This is a genomic window from bacterium, from assembly GCA_037143175.1.
GTDB lineage: Bacteria > Verrucomicrobiota > Kiritimatiellia > CAIKKV01 > CAITUY01 > JAABPW01.
The window spans coordinates 44268-57747 of record JBAWZF010000007.1; the positions used below are offsets into that span (position 1 = coordinate 44268).

The window sequence follows — 13480 nt, forward strand, 5'->3', positions numbered from 1 at the left end:
TGAAAGGAGCATCGTTTTGGGACAGAAAATCAATCCGATTGGATTAAGGATTGCGGTCAGCAAGGCCTGGAAGTCGCGCTGGTTTGCGGACAAGCGCACATTTGGCACCCTGCTGAATGAGGATCTGACGATCCGTGATCTCGTAAAGAAACGTCTTGATGCAGCGGCGGTTGCCGAGATCATTATCGAGCGCTATGCAAATCGCGTTCGGGTAACTATTTGTACCGCCAGACCTGGCATTGTTATTGGCCGTAAGGGGCAGGATCTTGATCGTATTCGCGAAGAAATCGCGAAGTTGACCGGCAAGGAAATCTATCTTGAGATCCGCGAGATCCGGAGTCCTGACACCAATGCCCAGTTAGTCGCCGAGAGTGTGGCGCTTCAAATGGAGCGTCGCGTTTCATTCCGGCGAGCTATGAAGCGCGCCATCAAAATGGCGATGGAGTTGGGTGTTAAAGGCATCCGTATCAAAGTGTCTGGCCGTCTGGGTGGCGCTGAACTTTCGCGCGTTGAATGGTATAAAGAGGGAACGATTCCCCTGCATACCTTGCGTGCAAATATTGATTACGGGTTTGCCGAGGCGCAGACTACCGCTGGTAAGATTGGCGTGAAAACATGGATTTGCAAAGAAAAAGACGAGCCGGAGAAGGCAGTGAGGGGACGTTCTAATGCCGCTTATGCCTAAACGCGTTAAGCACCGTATGGTGCAACGTGGATCTCGTAAGGGAAACGCTCAGTCAGGAAATTCTCTCGCATTTGGTGAGTATGGGTTGAAAGCACTTGATCGGGCTTGGGTTAAAGCCAACCAGATTGAGGCGTGCCGCGTCGCCATGAATCGCAATATGAAGCGACGTGGTAAAGTGTGGTTGCGCATTTTCCCAGACAAGCCTGTGAGTAAAAAGCCTCTTGAAACCCGGCAGGGCAAGGGGAAAGGCGATCCGGAATTCTGGGTTGCTGTCATTTTGCCTGGAACAATGATGTTTGAAGTGGACGGTGTTTCAGAGCAATTGGCTAAGGAATCGTTGCGTCTGGCGGCGGCGAAGTTGCCGATTCGGACAATGTTTGTTAAACGGCACCACTAATACGGGCCAAATAGGACAGGGGTGCGGACGATATGAAGGCCGCTAAACTGAGAGAAAATAACAAAGAAGAACTCGTGCAGCAATGCTCTGATATGGAGAAAGAATTGCGCACGTTGAAGATTCGTAAATCGGCGAGCCAGATCGAGCAGCCGTCACGTATTACAAGCTTACGTCGGGATATTGCCCGGGCGCAGACGGTAATGAGTGAACGGCGTCGCCAGCAAGGTTGATGATTATGGTAGACATGGAAACCAATCGAGCGCTTCGCAAACAACGCACTGGAATTGTTGTCAGTTCGGCGATGCAAAAGACCATTGTGGTGCGTGTGGAGCGGACGACTCGTCATCCCCTGTATGGGAAAGAGATGACGCAGGCTAAGAAGTATCATGCGCATGACGAAGAGAACGCAGCTAAAGTTGGCGATAAGGTGCGGATCGTTGAGACGCGGCCGTTGAGTAAGCTTAAGCGGTGGCGTCTCGTCGAAATTGTTGAAACAGCTAAACGCCAGTAACTGGGTGAACGACCATGATTCAAGAAGAAACAAACCTTGATGTTGCAGACAATACCGGAGCGCGGCGGGTGCGTTGCTTTCGTATTATCGGGCAGCGCAAGATGTATGCTCACATCGGTGATTTGATCCGGGTTGCGGTGCAAGAAGCCCAGCCGACGGGATTGGTAAAAAAAGGGCAGGTTTGTCGGGCAATTATTGTCCGGACATGCCAGCCGATTCGCCGTCCTGATGGATCGGCTCTTCGGTTTGACAACAACGCGGTGGTGCTTGTGGATGAAAAGCTTAACCCGATCGGGACTCGTATTTTTGGCCCGGTGGCGCGTGAGCTTCGTGAGAAGTACATGAAAATTGTCTCACTCGCACCTGAGGTGTTGTAAAAGAGGAATCTATGAATATCCGACGAAACGATATCGTTGTGGCCACACGAGGCCGGGACAAAGGTAAGCAGGGAAAGGTGCTTCAAGTTGTTGTTGGGAAGCATCGGGCAATTGTTGAGGGGCTCTGCATGGTGACCAAGCATCTTCGGAAATCTCAGGATAATCCGAAGGGGGGCATTGTGCAGAAGGAATCTTCCATTGCTATTGCCAACTTGATGGTCTACTGCCCGCAGTGCAAGAAGGCGGTCCGCGTAAAGCGTGTGGCCGAGGGTGACAAGCGGATCCGCAAGTGCAAGAAATGCAGTCAAGCATTTGACTCGTAAGGTGGTCTATGACGGGACTTAAGACGAAATATAAACAAGAAGTTGTGCCGGCGCTGATGAAATCGCTTGGGTGCAAGAATGTAATGGATGTGCCTCGACTGTTGAAAGTGGCCATTAATATGGGCTTCAATTCAACGGTCGACAAAGATCAGATCCGGGCTATTTCTGATGATTTGGGAAAAATTTCCGGTCAGAAACCAGTCATCACCAAGGCGCGCAAGAGTATTTCAAATTTCAAGTTGCGCCAAGGCATGCCGGTAGGAGCGAAGGTAACCCTTCGTGGTGATCGGATGTATGAATTCATGGATCGACTGATCCATGCCTCATTACCCCGAATTCGAGATTTTCGGGGATTGCCGGTAAAAGGGTTTGATGGACGGGGAAGCTACACCTTTGGTCTTCAGGAGCAGTCTATTTTTCCTGAAATTGACCCGGATGATGTAAAAAGGGTGCAGGGAATGAACGTGACGATTGTCACATCGGCGTCAACGGATGCACGGGCTCGTGAACTGCTCACGATGGTCGGTATTCCATTCATGAAGCCGACTAAGTAGAACACGGCAAGGAGGACGTTCTTTTGGCTAAGAAATCACAGGAAGTCAAGGCGAGCCGCACGCCGAAATTTAGCACACGCCGCTACAACCGCTGTAAACGCTGCGGGCGACGACATGCTTTTATGCGTAAGTTCCAGGTTTGCCGTATTTGCTTCCGGGAACTGGCATCAACGGGGATGATCCCCGGAGTAATTAAGGCGAGCTGGTAAATTGGAGAGCCTATGAGTTTGTCGGATCCTATCAGTGACATGTTGAATCGCATTCGGAACGCATCGGGTGCGGGGTTGAAAACGACTGACATCAGCCATTCTAAAATGAAGGGCGAGATTGCGGTTATTTTGAAGAAGGAAGGTTATGTCCGCGACGTTACAGTTGAGGGGCAAGGCCGTGAAAAAGTGTTGCGAGTGGTATTGAAGTATGATTCCAACCGGAGCCCTACCATCAGAGGATTGCGTCGGGTGAGCAAGCCAGGGCTTAGGCGCTATGTGGGGTTTGATGAGATCCCCCTGGTGTTGGGCGGTATGGGGGTGTCAATTTTGAGTACTCCCTCGGGAATTGTTACGGATAATGAAGCACGGCGGAAACGCGTTGGCGGAGAATTGCTTTGCCAAATCTGGTAAAATCAGGTGTTTCCGGAATTGCTGTAATTCAGTGGATTACAGGTAACATAATTTAAATAGGGGAAGAGAATGTCTAGAATCGGCAAACAACCGATAGCCATACCTAAGGGCGTATCAGTCCTCGTAAGTGGCGGGACGGTATCGGCCAAAGGTCCTAAAGGTGACTTGGTGACGAAACTTCCTCCGTCCATCAAGGCGGAAGTGAAAGATTCGAACATCATCGTGAGTACGGATGAAGATACAGTGCGTGGACGAAGTTTCCATGGGCTGGGCCGCAGTTTGGTCGCGAATATGGTTCTTGGCGTGGACAAGGGTTATTCGATTGAACTTGAACTTCAGGGTGTCGGATTTCGTGCGGCTGTGCAGGGAAGCAAGCTCACGATGAATATCGGGTATTCAAGTCCGGTGGTGCATGAAGCGCCAGCGGGCATTACAGTAGCAGTTAAGGATAGTGTAATAACGGTTGGGGGCGCGGATAAGCAGCTCGTCGGTGATGTTGCGGCGCGTATTCGTTCCTATTATCCGCCTGAGCCTTACAAGGGCAAGGGAATCCGTTATAAGGGCGAACATGTCCGGCGTAAGGCCGGTAAGACGGTGGCCTAACGTATGAAAACAGTGGATCGAAAAGAAAATCGTGCCCGCAGGCACTCGAGAATTCGCAAGAACATCGCGGGAACTTCAGAGCGCGCACGTTTGTGTGTAATGATCTCCAACAAGCATATTTATGTTCAGCTTGTGGATGATGATAAAGGAGTGACGCTGGCGGCGGTGTCATCATCTGGTAAAGATGGTGTCGGCAAGAAAAATGCCGAGGGCGCCAAGTTGCTTGGAAAGCGGTTGGCGGAAATTGCCATGGAAATAGGCGTCAAAAACGTTGTGTTTGACCGCGGTGGATATAAGTATCATGGCCGGGTTAAGGCAATTGCCGATGCCGTACGTGAGGCAGGGTTTAAATTCTAGCCCTAGAAAGCAAGAGCACACTGTGATAAAAGAACGAACAAGGGCGGATAATAATTCAGACTCCTCGGGTGGCGAAGTTGAGGAGCGTGTGGTGTTTGTCAACCGCTGTGCAAAAGTGGTTAAAGGCGGACGCCGGTTTAGCTTCAGCGCGATTGTCGTGGTCGGCAATCGGAATGGAATGGTCGGATACGGGTTTGGTAAGGCGAACGAAGTTGCCGATGCAATCCGAAAAGGCGGGGAAATTGCCCGTCGGAGCATGATTCATGTGACGCTCAAAGACCGGACTATCCCTCATGAGGTAACGGGGCAGTGTGACGGCGGGTATATTTTGTTGAAGCCGGCTTCACAAGGTACCGGTGTTATTGCTGGTGGCGGGATGCGCGCTGTTTTGGAGTTGTCCGGAATACATGATATTCTCGGCAAGTCGCTCGGTAGCGGAAACAAGGTTAACGTGGTTAAGGCGACCATCAACGCGTTAGAGTCCCTGCGATCTCGTGATGAGATCATGGCGGCTCGTCAGAACTAATCACTAATCATTTGATCCGATAGGTGGAATACACGATGAACTTACATTCATTGAAAAATACGACAGGCGCTAAATCATCAAGAAAGCGTCTTGGTCGCGGAGTGGCTTCAGGACTTGGTAAAACATCAGGTCGTGGGCACAAAGGGCAGTATGCGCGTTCAGGGCACAAGCATAAGCTTGGGTTCGAGGGTGGACAAATGCGCCTGATTCGACGAATCCCGAAACGGGGTTTCACGAATATTTCTCGCAAAGAATTTCTCCCGGTGAACGTTGCGGAGCTAAATATCTTTGCTGTTGGTTCCGAGGTGACGCCTGATTTGATGAAATCAAAAGGGCTCGCGAATGGGGGCGCAGATGGCATTAAAATTCTGGGTACAGGTACGATCACGAAAAAACTGACCGTTAAGGCCCATAAGTTTAGTGTTGAAGCAAAAGCTAAAATTGAGGCCGCTGGCGGCGTTTGTGAGATTGTTACGTAAGGGAAATGAGATTGCGACATGCTTTCTGCGTTTAAAAATAGTTTTAAAATTCCTGAGTTGAGGGATCGTATATTATTTACGATGGGCCTTATTTTCATTTGCCGCTTGGTGGCTCATGTTCCAACTCCTGGAGTGGACGCAGTAGCGTTGCAGCGTGTTGTTTCTGACATTGAAAAAAGTTCAGGTGGCGGTGTACTGGGCCTGCTGGACATGTTCAGTGGCGGTGCTTTAAGCAATTGCGCTGTGGGTGCTCTCGGAATTATGCCCTATATCAGCGCCTCCATCATTCTTCAACTCCTTAGCGCGGTGGTGCCCGCGCTGGGGCGGTTGAAACTGGAAGGGGATACGGGCCGCCAGAAAATCACGCAATATACTCGCATGCTGACGGTGTTTCTGTGCGTGATTCAGGGTTGGTTTATGGCCGCTACTCTTGAAAATCCCGCCATGTTGGGGTTGCCTGAGGGGGTTAATCTCGTTCTGAACCCCGGATTGGGCTTTAAGCTGATGACCATCGTTACGATGACCACAGGAACTGTGTTCATCATGTGGTTGGGGGAACAGATCACACAGCGCGGAATTGGAAATGGTATTTCCCTTATCATTACTGAAGGAATTGTTAGCCGGTTGCCGGCGGCAGTGGCCTATGTGATCCAGATGTTTCACGTGGGTGAGGATGGGATCCGGCAATTCAATCCGGTATTCCTGATTGTTCTCCTGATTGCCCTGTTTGGAGTCGTTGCCGGCACAATTCTTCTGACCCAGGGGCAGCGCAAGATCCCAATTCAGTATGCGAAGCGTGTCGTTGGTCGCAAGGTATATGGCGGGCAGAGTACGTTTATGCCGCTGCGGATTAACTATTCAGGCGTCATGCCGATTATTTTCGCTCAATCGATTCTCATGTTTCCCGCAATTTTATTGCGGCGCATACCCGGTGATTTTGCCCAGAATCTGGCAAACATGATCACGATGGACACTGTATTGTATATGGTGCTCTACGGGGTGATGATTTTGTTTTTCTCCTATTTCTGGGTGGCAACGCAGTTTAACCCCGTTCAAATCGCTGACGACTTGAAGAAATATGGTGGATATGTCCCCGGAGTACGTCCAGGGGGGCCAACAGCTGAATTTCTTGATATGACCATGACAAAGATTACCTTGGCCGGGGCCATTTTCTTGACGGTTATTGCTGTGATTCCCTCGGTGATGAACCGCCAGTTTGGGGTTCCTTGGTTGGTTTCATCCTTTTTCGGAGGAACAAGTTTGTTGATCACAGTCGGTGTCATGTTGGACACGATGCGCCAGGTGGAATCACATCTTCTCATGCGCCATTACGACGGTTTCTTGCATAAAGGGAAACTGCACGGTCGGAGATAATCAGCGCAGTGTTGGAGTTATCGTTGCTATGAAAACAATTATTTTATTAGGGGCGCCTGGAGCGGGTAAGGGGACCATTGCTGAAGGGATTCGCAATGAGAGCGCTTTTATTCATGTGTCCACCGGGGATATGTTGCGAGAGGCCGTGAAAAATGGCACCGTGATTGGCCGTCAGGCTGAGGGTTACATGAAGCGGGGGGAGTTGGTCCCTGATGACGTCATTGTTGGAATTGTCGGGGAGCGGCTTGAACGTGGGGCGCGCGATTTAGCTTATATGTTTGATGGCTTTCCGCGAACTCTTGATCAGGCCCGCTTGTTGGATGAAGCGTTATCCCGGTATGTTTCGAAAGTTGATAAAGTGTTTCTCCTGGATGCGCCTCGAGAGCTTTTGATGGCTCGCTTAACGGGACGCCGGGTATGCCGGAAGTGCGGGCAAAGTTACCATGTGATTAACATTCCGCCGAAATCAGAGGGCATTTGCGACCTGTGCGGTGGCGAATTATATCAGCGGGCCGATGACAGTGAGGCCACCATTCTCAATCGTTTAGAGGTATATACGAAGCAGACAGAAAGCCTCATTTCTTATTACGAGAAAAAAGGCGTTCTGGTGCGAGTAGATTCCGCTAGGCAGAGGCAGGCAACGGTTTCTGAAATTTTGGCAGTGGCTAAACCGTTGATTGCTTCATGATCATTCTCAAGAATCGGGATGAGATTCGCAAGATGCGTGAAAGCGGTCGCATCGCGGCATGTGTAAGAGAAGAAATTGCTAGGCTTGTGTCTCCGGGGATAAGCACTCGTGAGTTAGATGATAAGGCGGCTCAATTAATTGCCGCCATGGGAGCCAAGAGTGCCTTTTTGGGGTATCGGGGATATCCCGGGAATATTTGTATTTCGATCGACGCTGAAGTGGTCCATGGCATACCGGGTGATCGGAGAATTGAAATCGGTCAGATTGTAAGCCTTGATGTCGGTGTGATGTTTGGTGGGTTTGTGGGTGACACGGCAACGACGGTGATGGTTGGCGTGACGGATCCTGATGTGGTCAGGTTAGTGCGTGCTACCGAGCAGGCGTTGGCGGCGGGAATAGAAAAGGCGCGCGCCGGAAAGCGCTTGGGCGATGTATCCCACGCGGTGGAGGCCGTTGTTACGCAGGCAGGGTTTTCGGTAGTTCGAGACTTTGTCGGGCATGGGGTCGGGCGGAAGTTACATGAAGATCCGCAGATTCCGAATTTCGGAACGGCAGGGGCCGGGCCCAAATTGAAGGTGGGTATGACACTGGCGATCGAACCCATGGTCAACATGGGGGGGAGTGCCGTTAATGTGTTGGGAGATGGCTGGACAGTGCGTACAGCAGACGACAGGCCATCAGCACATTTTGAGCATACGGTGGCGATCTGTGAGGATGGCCCCGAAATTTTGACGGCGGTGTAAATCCGTTGTTAAATTTGAATTTTGGGATGGACAACAGGTAAGGCCATTGATAAATTGGCTAGCTATTTTTGGAATGGAGACAGAGGATGAAGGTCAGAAGTTCAGTCAAGAGGATTTGTGAGCGCTGCAAAATTGTGCGCCGCCGGGGTGTGGTGCGGGTGATTTGCACCAATTCACGTCATAAGCAGCGTCAAGGTTAAGGAGAATTTGGGATGCCCAGAATATTAGGTGTTGATATACCCGGAAAGAAGTGCATTGAGTATTCCTTGCGCTATCTCTATGGAATTGGACCAACCAACGCCCGTCAAGTGATTGACGAGGCCAAGATTGACCCGGTCAAGAAGGCCGACGATCTGACGGATGAAGAGTTGGCTCGAATTATTAATGTGATTCAAAATACTTACCGGATTGAGGGTGATTTGCGCCGCGAAGTGGCACAGAACATTCGTCGTCTGATCAGTATCGGAAGTTACCGTGGTATTCGTCATAAGCGCGGACTCCCAGTTCGGGGCCAGCGCACGAGCACTAACGCGCGGACTCGCAAGGGGCCACGGCGCACGGTGGGTGCAGTTCGCGGTAAAGAGGCGCGGGCGGCCGCGAAGCAGTAACAAACAGTAGTGATAAAAGAGGTACGGGTTCGCAATGGCAGACGTTAAAGAAAAAGTTGAAGAAAAAGTTGGCGCCAAGCCGGAGGCCGCTGGGGCTCCGATTCCGGACGCTTTGGCGGGAGGCCCCGATGGTGCGGCTCGGCCAGTTCGGCAGCAGCGTGTCCGTGCAGGGCGTGTGGTGCCGTTTGGTATCGTCCATATTCGGGCGACATTCAACAATACAATCATTTCAGTTTCAGACAGTAAGGGTGGCGTGATTGCGTGGAGCACCTCAGGTCGTGCGGGATTCAAGGGATCCCGTAAGAGTACCGCCTTTGCCGCCAGTGTGGTGGCGCAGGAAGTGGCGCGGCAAGCGGTTGCCCGGGGTATGCAGGAAGTTGAAGTTCGTGTTCAGGGGCCGGGTGCGGGACGTGAATCAGCGATTCGCGCATTGCAGTCTGCCGGCTTGAACCTCACCATGATCAAAGATGTGACGCCGATGCCGCATAACGGTTGCCGGCCTCGCAAACGTCGCCGCGTCTAAAGGCAGATTTTGTAGAGAACAGGAGAATTCGAATGGGTAGATATACTGGACCAGCATGCAGGCTTTGTCGCCGTGAAGGTATGAAGCTGTTTTTGAAGGGGGATCGTTGCCGTATGGCAAAGTGTCCTATTGAAACCGGGCGTCCGGCCCCGGGTATGCACGGCGCGCGTCCTTCCAAGAAGACGGATTATTGCGTTCAGTTGCGTGAAAAGCAACGGTTGCGTCGTTCTTACGGTTTGCGCGAAGGGCAGTTCAAGCTTTTCTTCGAGCGAGCGGCGAGCAAGCGTGGCGTAACAGGCGAGATGTTGTTGCAGTTGCTTGAAATGCGGCTTGATAATCTGGCTTATCGTCTTGGCTTTGGAGCTTCGCGACGTGCGGCAAGACAGCTTGTTTTGCACGGGCATTTCACGGTCAATGGCCGTCGTGCGGATGTGCCTTCCATGACGTTGAAAGTGGGCGACAAGATTGAAGTTAAGGGGCGCAAACAAAGTCAGGAAGCCGTGAAGCGAGTGGTGGATGCCAAGGGGCGGGAAGCTGCTTCCTGGTTGACGCTGGATAAGGATGCGCTTAAGGGTGAAGTGATTCGCATTCCTACACGTGAAGAAATTGCGCCGTTGGTCAATGAACAGTTGATCGTTGAATTGTACTCTAAGTAAAGATATTCGTGCCGGGGAATGGTGAAACTGTTTCCGGGGAAGGACTGAATCATGCCAATCAGACTGAGCAAATTCGAGATGCCCAAGCGGTTAGTAAAGGACGAAGCTTCAGCCACGCCAACGTTTGCGCGGTTTGTTGCCGAGCCGCTTGAAGTGGGCTATGGGCGCACCATTGGGAATTCTTTGCGCCGGGTGTTGTTGTCTTCCCTGGAGGGAGCTGCAATTTCATCGGTGCGGATTGAGGGGGCTCCTCATGAGTTCTGCTCGCTACCAGGGGTTGTGGAAGATGTGACGGATATTATCCTGAACCTTAAAAAGGTGTTACTCAAGGCGCAGAGCCGTGAGTCTCGCCTTTTGCACCTGAAAGTAAAGGGTGCCCGTGAGGTCAAGGCGGGAGATATTCAAACCGATGGGACCATTGAGGTGTTAAACCCCAATCAACACATCGCGACGCTGGCTTCGGACGGGGTTCTGGATATGACCTTGGAAATTCGGGTCGGGCGTGGCTTTTGCCCTGCCGAGTTGAACAAGAAGGACAATCAGGATATCGGTCGTATTCCGATTGATTCGATTTTTTCTCCTGTCAAACGCGTGAATTTCTTTATCGAAAACACCCGCGTGGGTCAGCGGACGGATTATGACAAACTCATTATGGAAGTGACCTCGGATGGTCGTATTTCTCCTGATGATGCGTTGACTGTTTCGGCCGCAGTGTTGCGCCACCACCTTGATGTGTTCGTTGACTACGATAAGAATGTGGTTGAGTTTGAGGATGTGGAAGCCAAGGTTGATCTTGAGCGTGATCAGATGCTTAAGACCCTCAACATGAGCGTTAATGAAATTGAGTTGAGCGTTCGTGCGGCCAATTGTCTGAACAACGCCAATATCACGACCGTCGGGCATTTGGCCCAAAAGTCAGAGGCTGAGATGCTGAAATATCGTAATTTTGGCAAAAAATCTCTGAATGAAATTAAGGCCAAATTAACGGATCTCGGGTTAAGCCTCGGGATGAAATTCGACGAGGATCTGGTGAAAGCCATGAGAGGGCTTGAAGCCAATAAAGATAGCGAATAGTCCTATCTGGAATTCGCGCTGAATTGATGAAAGTGAACGACCGGGATGTGGATGAAGTTCCATGCGCGGCGTAAGGATGTCGGGAGTCAGCAATGCGTCACAGAAAAAATATGGTGAAATTGGGTCGGCCTGCAGAAGCGCGTAAAGCGCTGATGATGTCCATGGTCGGCAGTCTTATTGAAGAACAGCGGATAAAGACAACCTTGCCCAAGGCCAGGTTAGCCCGTGCGTTGGCAGAGAAGATGGTGACAGTGGCGAAGCGCGCCATCGCTTCTGGAAAGCCTGAGAAAATGTTGCAAGGTAAGCGGAAAGTTTTGGCAGTGCTGCGTCACCGCAAGCCAATGCTCAAGCTTTTTGACACCATTGCTCCTCAGTACAAGGATCGTTTGGGTGGTTACACCCGGATTACCAAAGTTGGTCGTCGTGGGAGCGATAGCTCCGAGATGGCGATTCTGGAATGGGTCGATCTTGTCATTGTGAAGAAGGGGCGTAAGGCAAAAGACGCTGCGGCGGGTAACGATGAGCCTGTTGCCGGGGATGTCAAAAAGGAGTCATAAGTCCTTTTTCCATTGTGAGGATGATTCTTCCGGGAGAATTCCTCATGTCAGAAGACGCCGATAGAGATGTCGGCGTCTTTTTTTATTCGAGGGGGTATTAGTAATGGATGTTCAGATGCTCGATGGCCTCGTTTCTTCCGGCGAAGTGCTTTGGTATGTTTTGTATGTCAAGCCGCGCTGTGAAAAGAAAATGGCGGGCTACTGCGAGGTTCACGGTGTGGAGTGTGATTTGCCTGTTCGTGAGGAAACCAAAATTTATCAGAGGCGCAAAGTGACGGTTCATAAGCCGGTTTTTCCAGGCTATGTATTCCTTCGCTTCTCCCAGGATCATAAGCTCACTGTGTTGAAGAGTAATATGGTCGTTCGTATCCTCCCGGTTGATAATCAGGAGCAGTTTTATAAAGAATTACAACAGATACGCCAGGCCTTGGCGATCGACCCCACTCTGGATGCCTCGGCGGCCTTCCAGTCCGGACGGCGTGTTATGATCAAGAGCGGTCCTTTCCAGGGGCTGGAAGGGGTGGTACAGTTGGTCAAAGGTAAAACCAAAGTGGTGCTCAATGTGGATATCATCGGCCGCGCGATTGCGGTTGAAGTAGGCATGGAATTATTGGAACCAGTGGAGTAATGGCGGAGATGACTCATGGATGTGCGTAAACTGGTGACCCCTTGTTATGTGGTGGATGAGTCGAAACTGGCGGCCAACCTGGAGCGACTCGATGGAGTTCAGCGGCGGACGGGATGTAAAATCCTTCTGGCCCTGAAAGGGTTTTCCATGTTCAGCACCTTTCCTCAGATCCGGAAGGTGTTGCCGGGCATTGCCGCGAGTTCCCTGAATGAGGCTCGTCTTGGCTTCGAGGAGTTTGGTCGTGAGGTGCACGTTTATGCTCCTGCCTATCGGGCAGATGAATTCGATGAACTCTTGGGCTATGCTTATCACCTGGTATTTAATTCGTTTGCGCAATGGCATCAGTTCAAGCTGAAGGTGAGTCAATCGGGCAAGTCTGTCCGATGCGGATTACGGGTCAATCCTCAGCACTCCGAAGTGAAAGTAAAACTGTATGATCCCTGTGCGCCAGGATCACGGCTGGGGATCACCCTGGACCAGTTTGAAGGGCAGGAGCTATCCGGTTTGTCAGGACTACACTTCCACACCTTATGTGAATTGAATGCGGATGCATTGGCGCGGACCCTGCCCGTGGTGGAGGCGAAATTCGGCAAATATTTCAGCGGGCTGGAGTGGATAAACTTTGGCGGGGGGCATCACATCACACGGTCGGATTATGATGTCGATCTGTTGTGCCGGGTGATCAATGAGTTTCGCGCGCGATATCCCCATCTCGAAGTCTACTTGGAACCCGGCGAAGCCATTGCCTTGAATACCGGGGTGCTTGTCACCTCTGTTTTGGACATCGTGCACAATGAAATCGACATCGCCATTCTGGATACTTCGGCGGCCGCTCACATGCCTGATGTCATCGAGATGCCGTATCGCCCGGGAATAGTTGGGGCGGGAACCCCGGGGGAGCAGCCTTTCACCTATCGGCTTGGTGGAATGACATGTCTCGCGGGGGATGTGATCGGGGATTATTCGTTTGCGGCGCCACTCGCGATCGGCGATAAATTGATCTTTACCGATATGGCTCATTACACCATGGTTAAAAACAACACGTTTAACGGGGTCGGCTTACCTGCGATTGCAATTTACCATCCGGATCGGGATGACATCGAGGTTGTTCGCCGATTCGGATATGACGATTACCGCAATCGCTTGTCCTGACGGTGTGTCACTGCAGGTTTGGCGGTGAGCAAGAGGAGTGCTGTT

At 51.3% G+C, this 13480-nt stretch carries 24 protein-coding genes; all 24 read left to right on the top strand.

Annotation, left to right across the window (positions count from 1 at the left end; genetic code table 11):
* The first annotated feature begins 16 nt into the window (after nucleotides 1-16).
* The 24 genes from rpsC to nspC all read left to right on the top strand — a co-directional run bounded on the left by rpsC (nucleotide 17) and on the right by nspC (nucleotide 13435).
* Nucleotides 17-685 (top strand): 30S ribosomal protein S3, encoded by a 669-nt coding sequence (gene rpsC, locus WCI03_04400; GenBank protein MEI8139089.1) that lies wholly within the window; start codon nucleotides 17-19, stop codon nucleotides 683-685.
* Complete coding sequence (rplP, locus tag WCI03_04405; protein MEI8139090.1) at nucleotides 669-1082, top strand: 50S ribosomal protein L16; 414 nt, start codon at nucleotides 669-671, stop codon at nucleotides 1080-1082. The genes rpsC and rplP overlap by 17 nt, the downstream gene beginning before the upstream one ends.
* Nucleotides 1083-1114: 32 nt before the next feature.
* Complete coding sequence (gene rpmC, locus WCI03_04410) at nucleotides 1115-1312, top strand: 50S ribosomal protein L29 (GenBank protein ID MEI8139091.1); 198 nt, start codon at nucleotides 1115-1117, stop codon at nucleotides 1310-1312.
* Nucleotides 1313-1317: 5 nt separating this feature from the next.
* Complete coding sequence (gene rpsQ / locus WCI03_04415) at nucleotides 1318-1593, top strand: 30S ribosomal protein S17 (protein MEI8139092.1); 276 nt, start codon at nucleotides 1318-1320, stop codon at nucleotides 1591-1593.
* Nucleotides 1594-1607: 14 nt separating this feature from the next.
* Nucleotides 1608-1970, top strand: a complete 363-nt coding sequence (gene rplN / locus WCI03_04420) for a 50S ribosomal protein L14 (protein MEI8139093.1) — start codon at nucleotides 1608-1610, stop codon at nucleotides 1968-1970.
* Between the two features lie 11 nt (nucleotides 1971-1981).
* The gene (rplX, locus tag WCI03_04425) at nucleotides 1982-2293 is read left to right on the top strand and encodes a 50S ribosomal protein L24 (GenBank protein MEI8139094.1); all 312 of its coding nucleotides are present in this window, start codon (nucleotides 1982-1984) and stop codon (nucleotides 2291-2293) included.
* An 8-nt stretch (nucleotides 2294-2301) separates the two neighbouring features.
* Nucleotides 2302-2847: a 50S ribosomal protein L5 gene (gene rplE / locus WCI03_04430; protein MEI8139095.1), complete on the top strand. Its 546-nt coding sequence runs from the start codon at nucleotides 2302-2304 to the stop codon at nucleotides 2845-2847.
* A 23-nt stretch (nucleotides 2848-2870) separates the two neighbouring features.
* Complete coding sequence (locus tag WCI03_04435; protein ID MEI8139096.1) at nucleotides 2871-3056, top strand: type Z 30S ribosomal protein S14; 186 nt, start codon at nucleotides 2871-2873, stop codon at nucleotides 3054-3056.
* Between the two features lie 12 nt (nucleotides 3057-3068).
* On the top strand, nucleotides 3069-3467 hold the full coding sequence (gene rpsH / locus WCI03_04440) for a 30S ribosomal protein S8 (GenBank protein MEI8139097.1): 399 nt from the start codon (nucleotides 3069-3071) through the stop codon (nucleotides 3465-3467).
* Between the two features lie 69 nt (nucleotides 3468-3536).
* Nucleotides 3537-4070 (top strand): 50S ribosomal protein L6, encoded by a 534-nt coding sequence (gene rplF / locus WCI03_04445; GenBank protein MEI8139098.1) that lies wholly within the window; start codon nucleotides 3537-3539, stop codon nucleotides 4068-4070.
* A gap of 3 nt (nucleotides 4071-4073) precedes the next feature.
* Nucleotides 4074-4427: a 50S ribosomal protein L18 gene (rplR, locus tag WCI03_04450; GenBank protein MEI8139099.1), complete on the top strand. Its 354-nt coding sequence runs from the start codon at nucleotides 4074-4076 to the stop codon at nucleotides 4425-4427.
* Nucleotides 4428-4449: 22 nt separating this feature from the next.
* On the top strand, nucleotides 4450-4953 hold the full coding sequence (rpsE, locus tag WCI03_04455; GenBank protein MEI8139100.1) for a 30S ribosomal protein S5: 504 nt from the start codon (nucleotides 4450-4452) through the stop codon (nucleotides 4951-4953).
* Nucleotides 4954-4988: 35 nt separating this feature from the next.
* On the top strand, nucleotides 4989-5432 hold the full coding sequence (rplO, locus tag WCI03_04460; GenBank protein MEI8139101.1) for a 50S ribosomal protein L15: 444 nt from the start codon (nucleotides 4989-4991) through the stop codon (nucleotides 5430-5432).
* An 18-nt stretch (nucleotides 5433-5450) separates the two neighbouring features.
* The gene (gene secY, locus WCI03_04465; protein ID MEI8139102.1) at nucleotides 5451-6806 is read left to right on the top strand and encodes a preprotein translocase subunit SecY; all 1356 of its coding nucleotides are present in this window, start codon (nucleotides 5451-5453) and stop codon (nucleotides 6804-6806) included.
* A gap of 28 nt (nucleotides 6807-6834) precedes the next feature.
* Nucleotides 6835-7494 carry an adenylate kinase gene (locus WCI03_04470; protein MEI8139103.1) on the top strand — a complete coding sequence of 220 codons (660 nt, stop codon included), beginning with the start codon at nucleotides 6835-6837 and terminating at the stop codon, nucleotides 7492-7494.
* On the top strand, nucleotides 7491-8237 hold the full coding sequence (map, locus tag WCI03_04475) for a type I methionyl aminopeptidase (protein ID MEI8139104.1): 747 nt from the start codon (nucleotides 7491-7493) through the stop codon (nucleotides 8235-8237). Before WCI03_04470 ends, map begins: the two co-directional genes overlap by 4 nt.
* 86 nt (nucleotides 8238-8323) lie before the next feature.
* Entirely contained in the window at nucleotides 8324-8437 is a 114-nt protein-coding gene (gene rpmJ / locus WCI03_04480; GenBank protein ID MEI8139105.1) for a 50S ribosomal protein L36, read from the top strand.
* Between the two features lie 12 nt (nucleotides 8438-8449).
* Nucleotides 8450-8845, top strand: a complete 396-nt coding sequence (gene rpsM, locus WCI03_04485) for a 30S ribosomal protein S13 (protein ID MEI8139106.1) — start codon at nucleotides 8450-8452, stop codon at nucleotides 8843-8845.
* 34 nt (nucleotides 8846-8879) lie between these two features.
* Nucleotides 8880-9368: a 30S ribosomal protein S11 gene (gene rpsK / locus WCI03_04490; protein ID MEI8139107.1), complete on the top strand. Its 489-nt coding sequence runs from the start codon at nucleotides 8880-8882 to the stop codon at nucleotides 9366-9368.
* A gap of 32 nt (nucleotides 9369-9400) precedes the next feature.
* On the top strand, nucleotides 9401-10024 hold the full coding sequence (gene rpsD, locus WCI03_04495; GenBank protein ID MEI8139108.1) for a 30S ribosomal protein S4: 624 nt from the start codon (nucleotides 9401-9403) through the stop codon (nucleotides 10022-10024).
* Nucleotides 10025-10075: 51 nt separating this feature from the next.
* Complete coding sequence (locus WCI03_04500; GenBank protein ID MEI8139109.1) at nucleotides 10076-11098, top strand: DNA-directed RNA polymerase subunit alpha; 1023 nt, start codon at nucleotides 10076-10078, stop codon at nucleotides 11096-11098.
* A 92-nt stretch (nucleotides 11099-11190) separates the two neighbouring features.
* On the top strand, nucleotides 11191-11655 hold the full coding sequence (gene rplQ / locus WCI03_04505) for a 50S ribosomal protein L17 (protein ID MEI8139110.1): 465 nt from the start codon (nucleotides 11191-11193) through the stop codon (nucleotides 11653-11655).
* Between the two features lie 103 nt (nucleotides 11656-11758).
* Nucleotides 11759-12283 (top strand): transcription termination/antitermination NusG family protein, encoded by a 525-nt coding sequence (locus WCI03_04510; GenBank protein ID MEI8139111.1) that lies wholly within the window; start codon nucleotides 11759-11761, stop codon nucleotides 12281-12283.
* Nucleotides 12284-12298: 15 nt separating this feature from the next.
* Nucleotides 12299-13435, top strand: a complete 1137-nt coding sequence (nspC, locus tag WCI03_04515) for a carboxynorspermidine decarboxylase (protein MEI8139112.1) — start codon at nucleotides 12299-12301, stop codon at nucleotides 13433-13435.
* Nucleotides 13436-13480: the final 45 nt, after the last annotated feature.

What these genes read in the sequence shown, in the direction of transcription:
- rplP (MEI8139090.1), top strand. Translation starts at nt 669, where the DNA reads ATGCCGCTTATGCCTAAACGCGTTAAGCACCGTATGGTGCAACGTGGA.
- rpmC (MEI8139091.1), top strand. Translation starts at nt 1,115, where the DNA reads ATGAAGGCCGCTAAACTGAGAGAAAATAACAAAGAAGAACTCGTGCAG.
- rpsQ (MEI8139092.1), top strand. Translation starts at nt 1,318, where the DNA reads ATGGTAGACATGGAAACCAATCGAGCGCTTCGCAAACAACGCACTGGA.
- rplN (MEI8139093.1), top strand. Translation starts at nt 1,608, where the DNA reads ATGATTCAAGAAGAAACAAACCTTGATGTTGCAGACAATACCGGAGCG.
- rplX (MEI8139094.1), top strand. Translation starts at nt 1,982, where the DNA reads ATGAATATCCGACGAAACGATATCGTTGTGGCCACACGAGGCCGGGAC.
- rplE (MEI8139095.1), top strand. Translation starts at nt 2,302, where the DNA reads ATGACGGGACTTAAGACGAAATATAAACAAGAAGTTGTGCCGGCGCTG.
- rpsH (MEI8139097.1), top strand. Translation starts at nt 3,069, where the DNA reads ATGAGTTTGTCGGATCCTATCAGTGACATGTTGAATCGCATTCGGAAC.
- rplF (MEI8139098.1), top strand. Translation starts at nt 3,537, where the DNA reads ATGTCTAGAATCGGCAAACAACCGATAGCCATACCTAAGGGCGTATCA.
- rplR (MEI8139099.1), top strand. Translation starts at nt 4,074, where the DNA reads ATGAAAACAGTGGATCGAAAAGAAAATCGTGCCCGCAGGCACTCGAGA.
- rplO (MEI8139101.1), top strand. Translation starts at nt 4,989, where the DNA reads ATGAACTTACATTCATTGAAAAATACGACAGGCGCTAAATCATCAAGA.
- secY (MEI8139102.1), top strand. Translation starts at nt 5,451, where the DNA reads ATGCTTTCTGCGTTTAAAAATAGTTTTAAAATTCCTGAGTTGAGGGAT.
- WCI03_04470 (MEI8139103.1), top strand. Translation starts at nt 6,835, where the DNA reads ATGAAAACAATTATTTTATTAGGGGCGCCTGGAGCGGGTAAGGGGACC.
- map (MEI8139104.1), top strand. Translation starts at nt 7,491, where the DNA reads ATGATCATTCTCAAGAATCGGGATGAGATTCGCAAGATGCGTGAAAGC.
- rpmJ (MEI8139105.1), top strand. Translation starts at nt 8,324, where the DNA reads ATGAAGGTCAGAAGTTCAGTCAAGAGGATTTGTGAGCGCTGCAAAATT.
- rpsM (MEI8139106.1), top strand. Translation starts at nt 8,450, where the DNA reads ATGCCCAGAATATTAGGTGTTGATATACCCGGAAAGAAGTGCATTGAG.
- rpsK (MEI8139107.1), top strand. Translation starts at nt 8,880, where the DNA reads ATGGCAGACGTTAAAGAAAAAGTTGAAGAAAAAGTTGGCGCCAAGCCG.
- rpsD (MEI8139108.1), top strand. Translation starts at nt 9,401, where the DNA reads ATGGGTAGATATACTGGACCAGCATGCAGGCTTTGTCGCCGTGAAGGT.
- WCI03_04500 (MEI8139109.1), top strand. Translation starts at nt 10,076, where the DNA reads ATGCCAATCAGACTGAGCAAATTCGAGATGCCCAAGCGGTTAGTAAAG.
- rplQ (MEI8139110.1), top strand. Translation starts at nt 11,191, where the DNA reads ATGCGTCACAGAAAAAATATGGTGAAATTGGGTCGGCCTGCAGAAGCG.
- WCI03_04510 (MEI8139111.1), top strand. Translation starts at nt 11,759, where the DNA reads ATGGATGTTCAGATGCTCGATGGCCTCGTTTCTTCCGGCGAAGTGCTT.
- nspC (MEI8139112.1), top strand. Translation starts at nt 12,299, where the DNA reads ATGGATGTGCGTAAACTGGTGACCCCTTGTTATGTGGTGGATGAGTCG.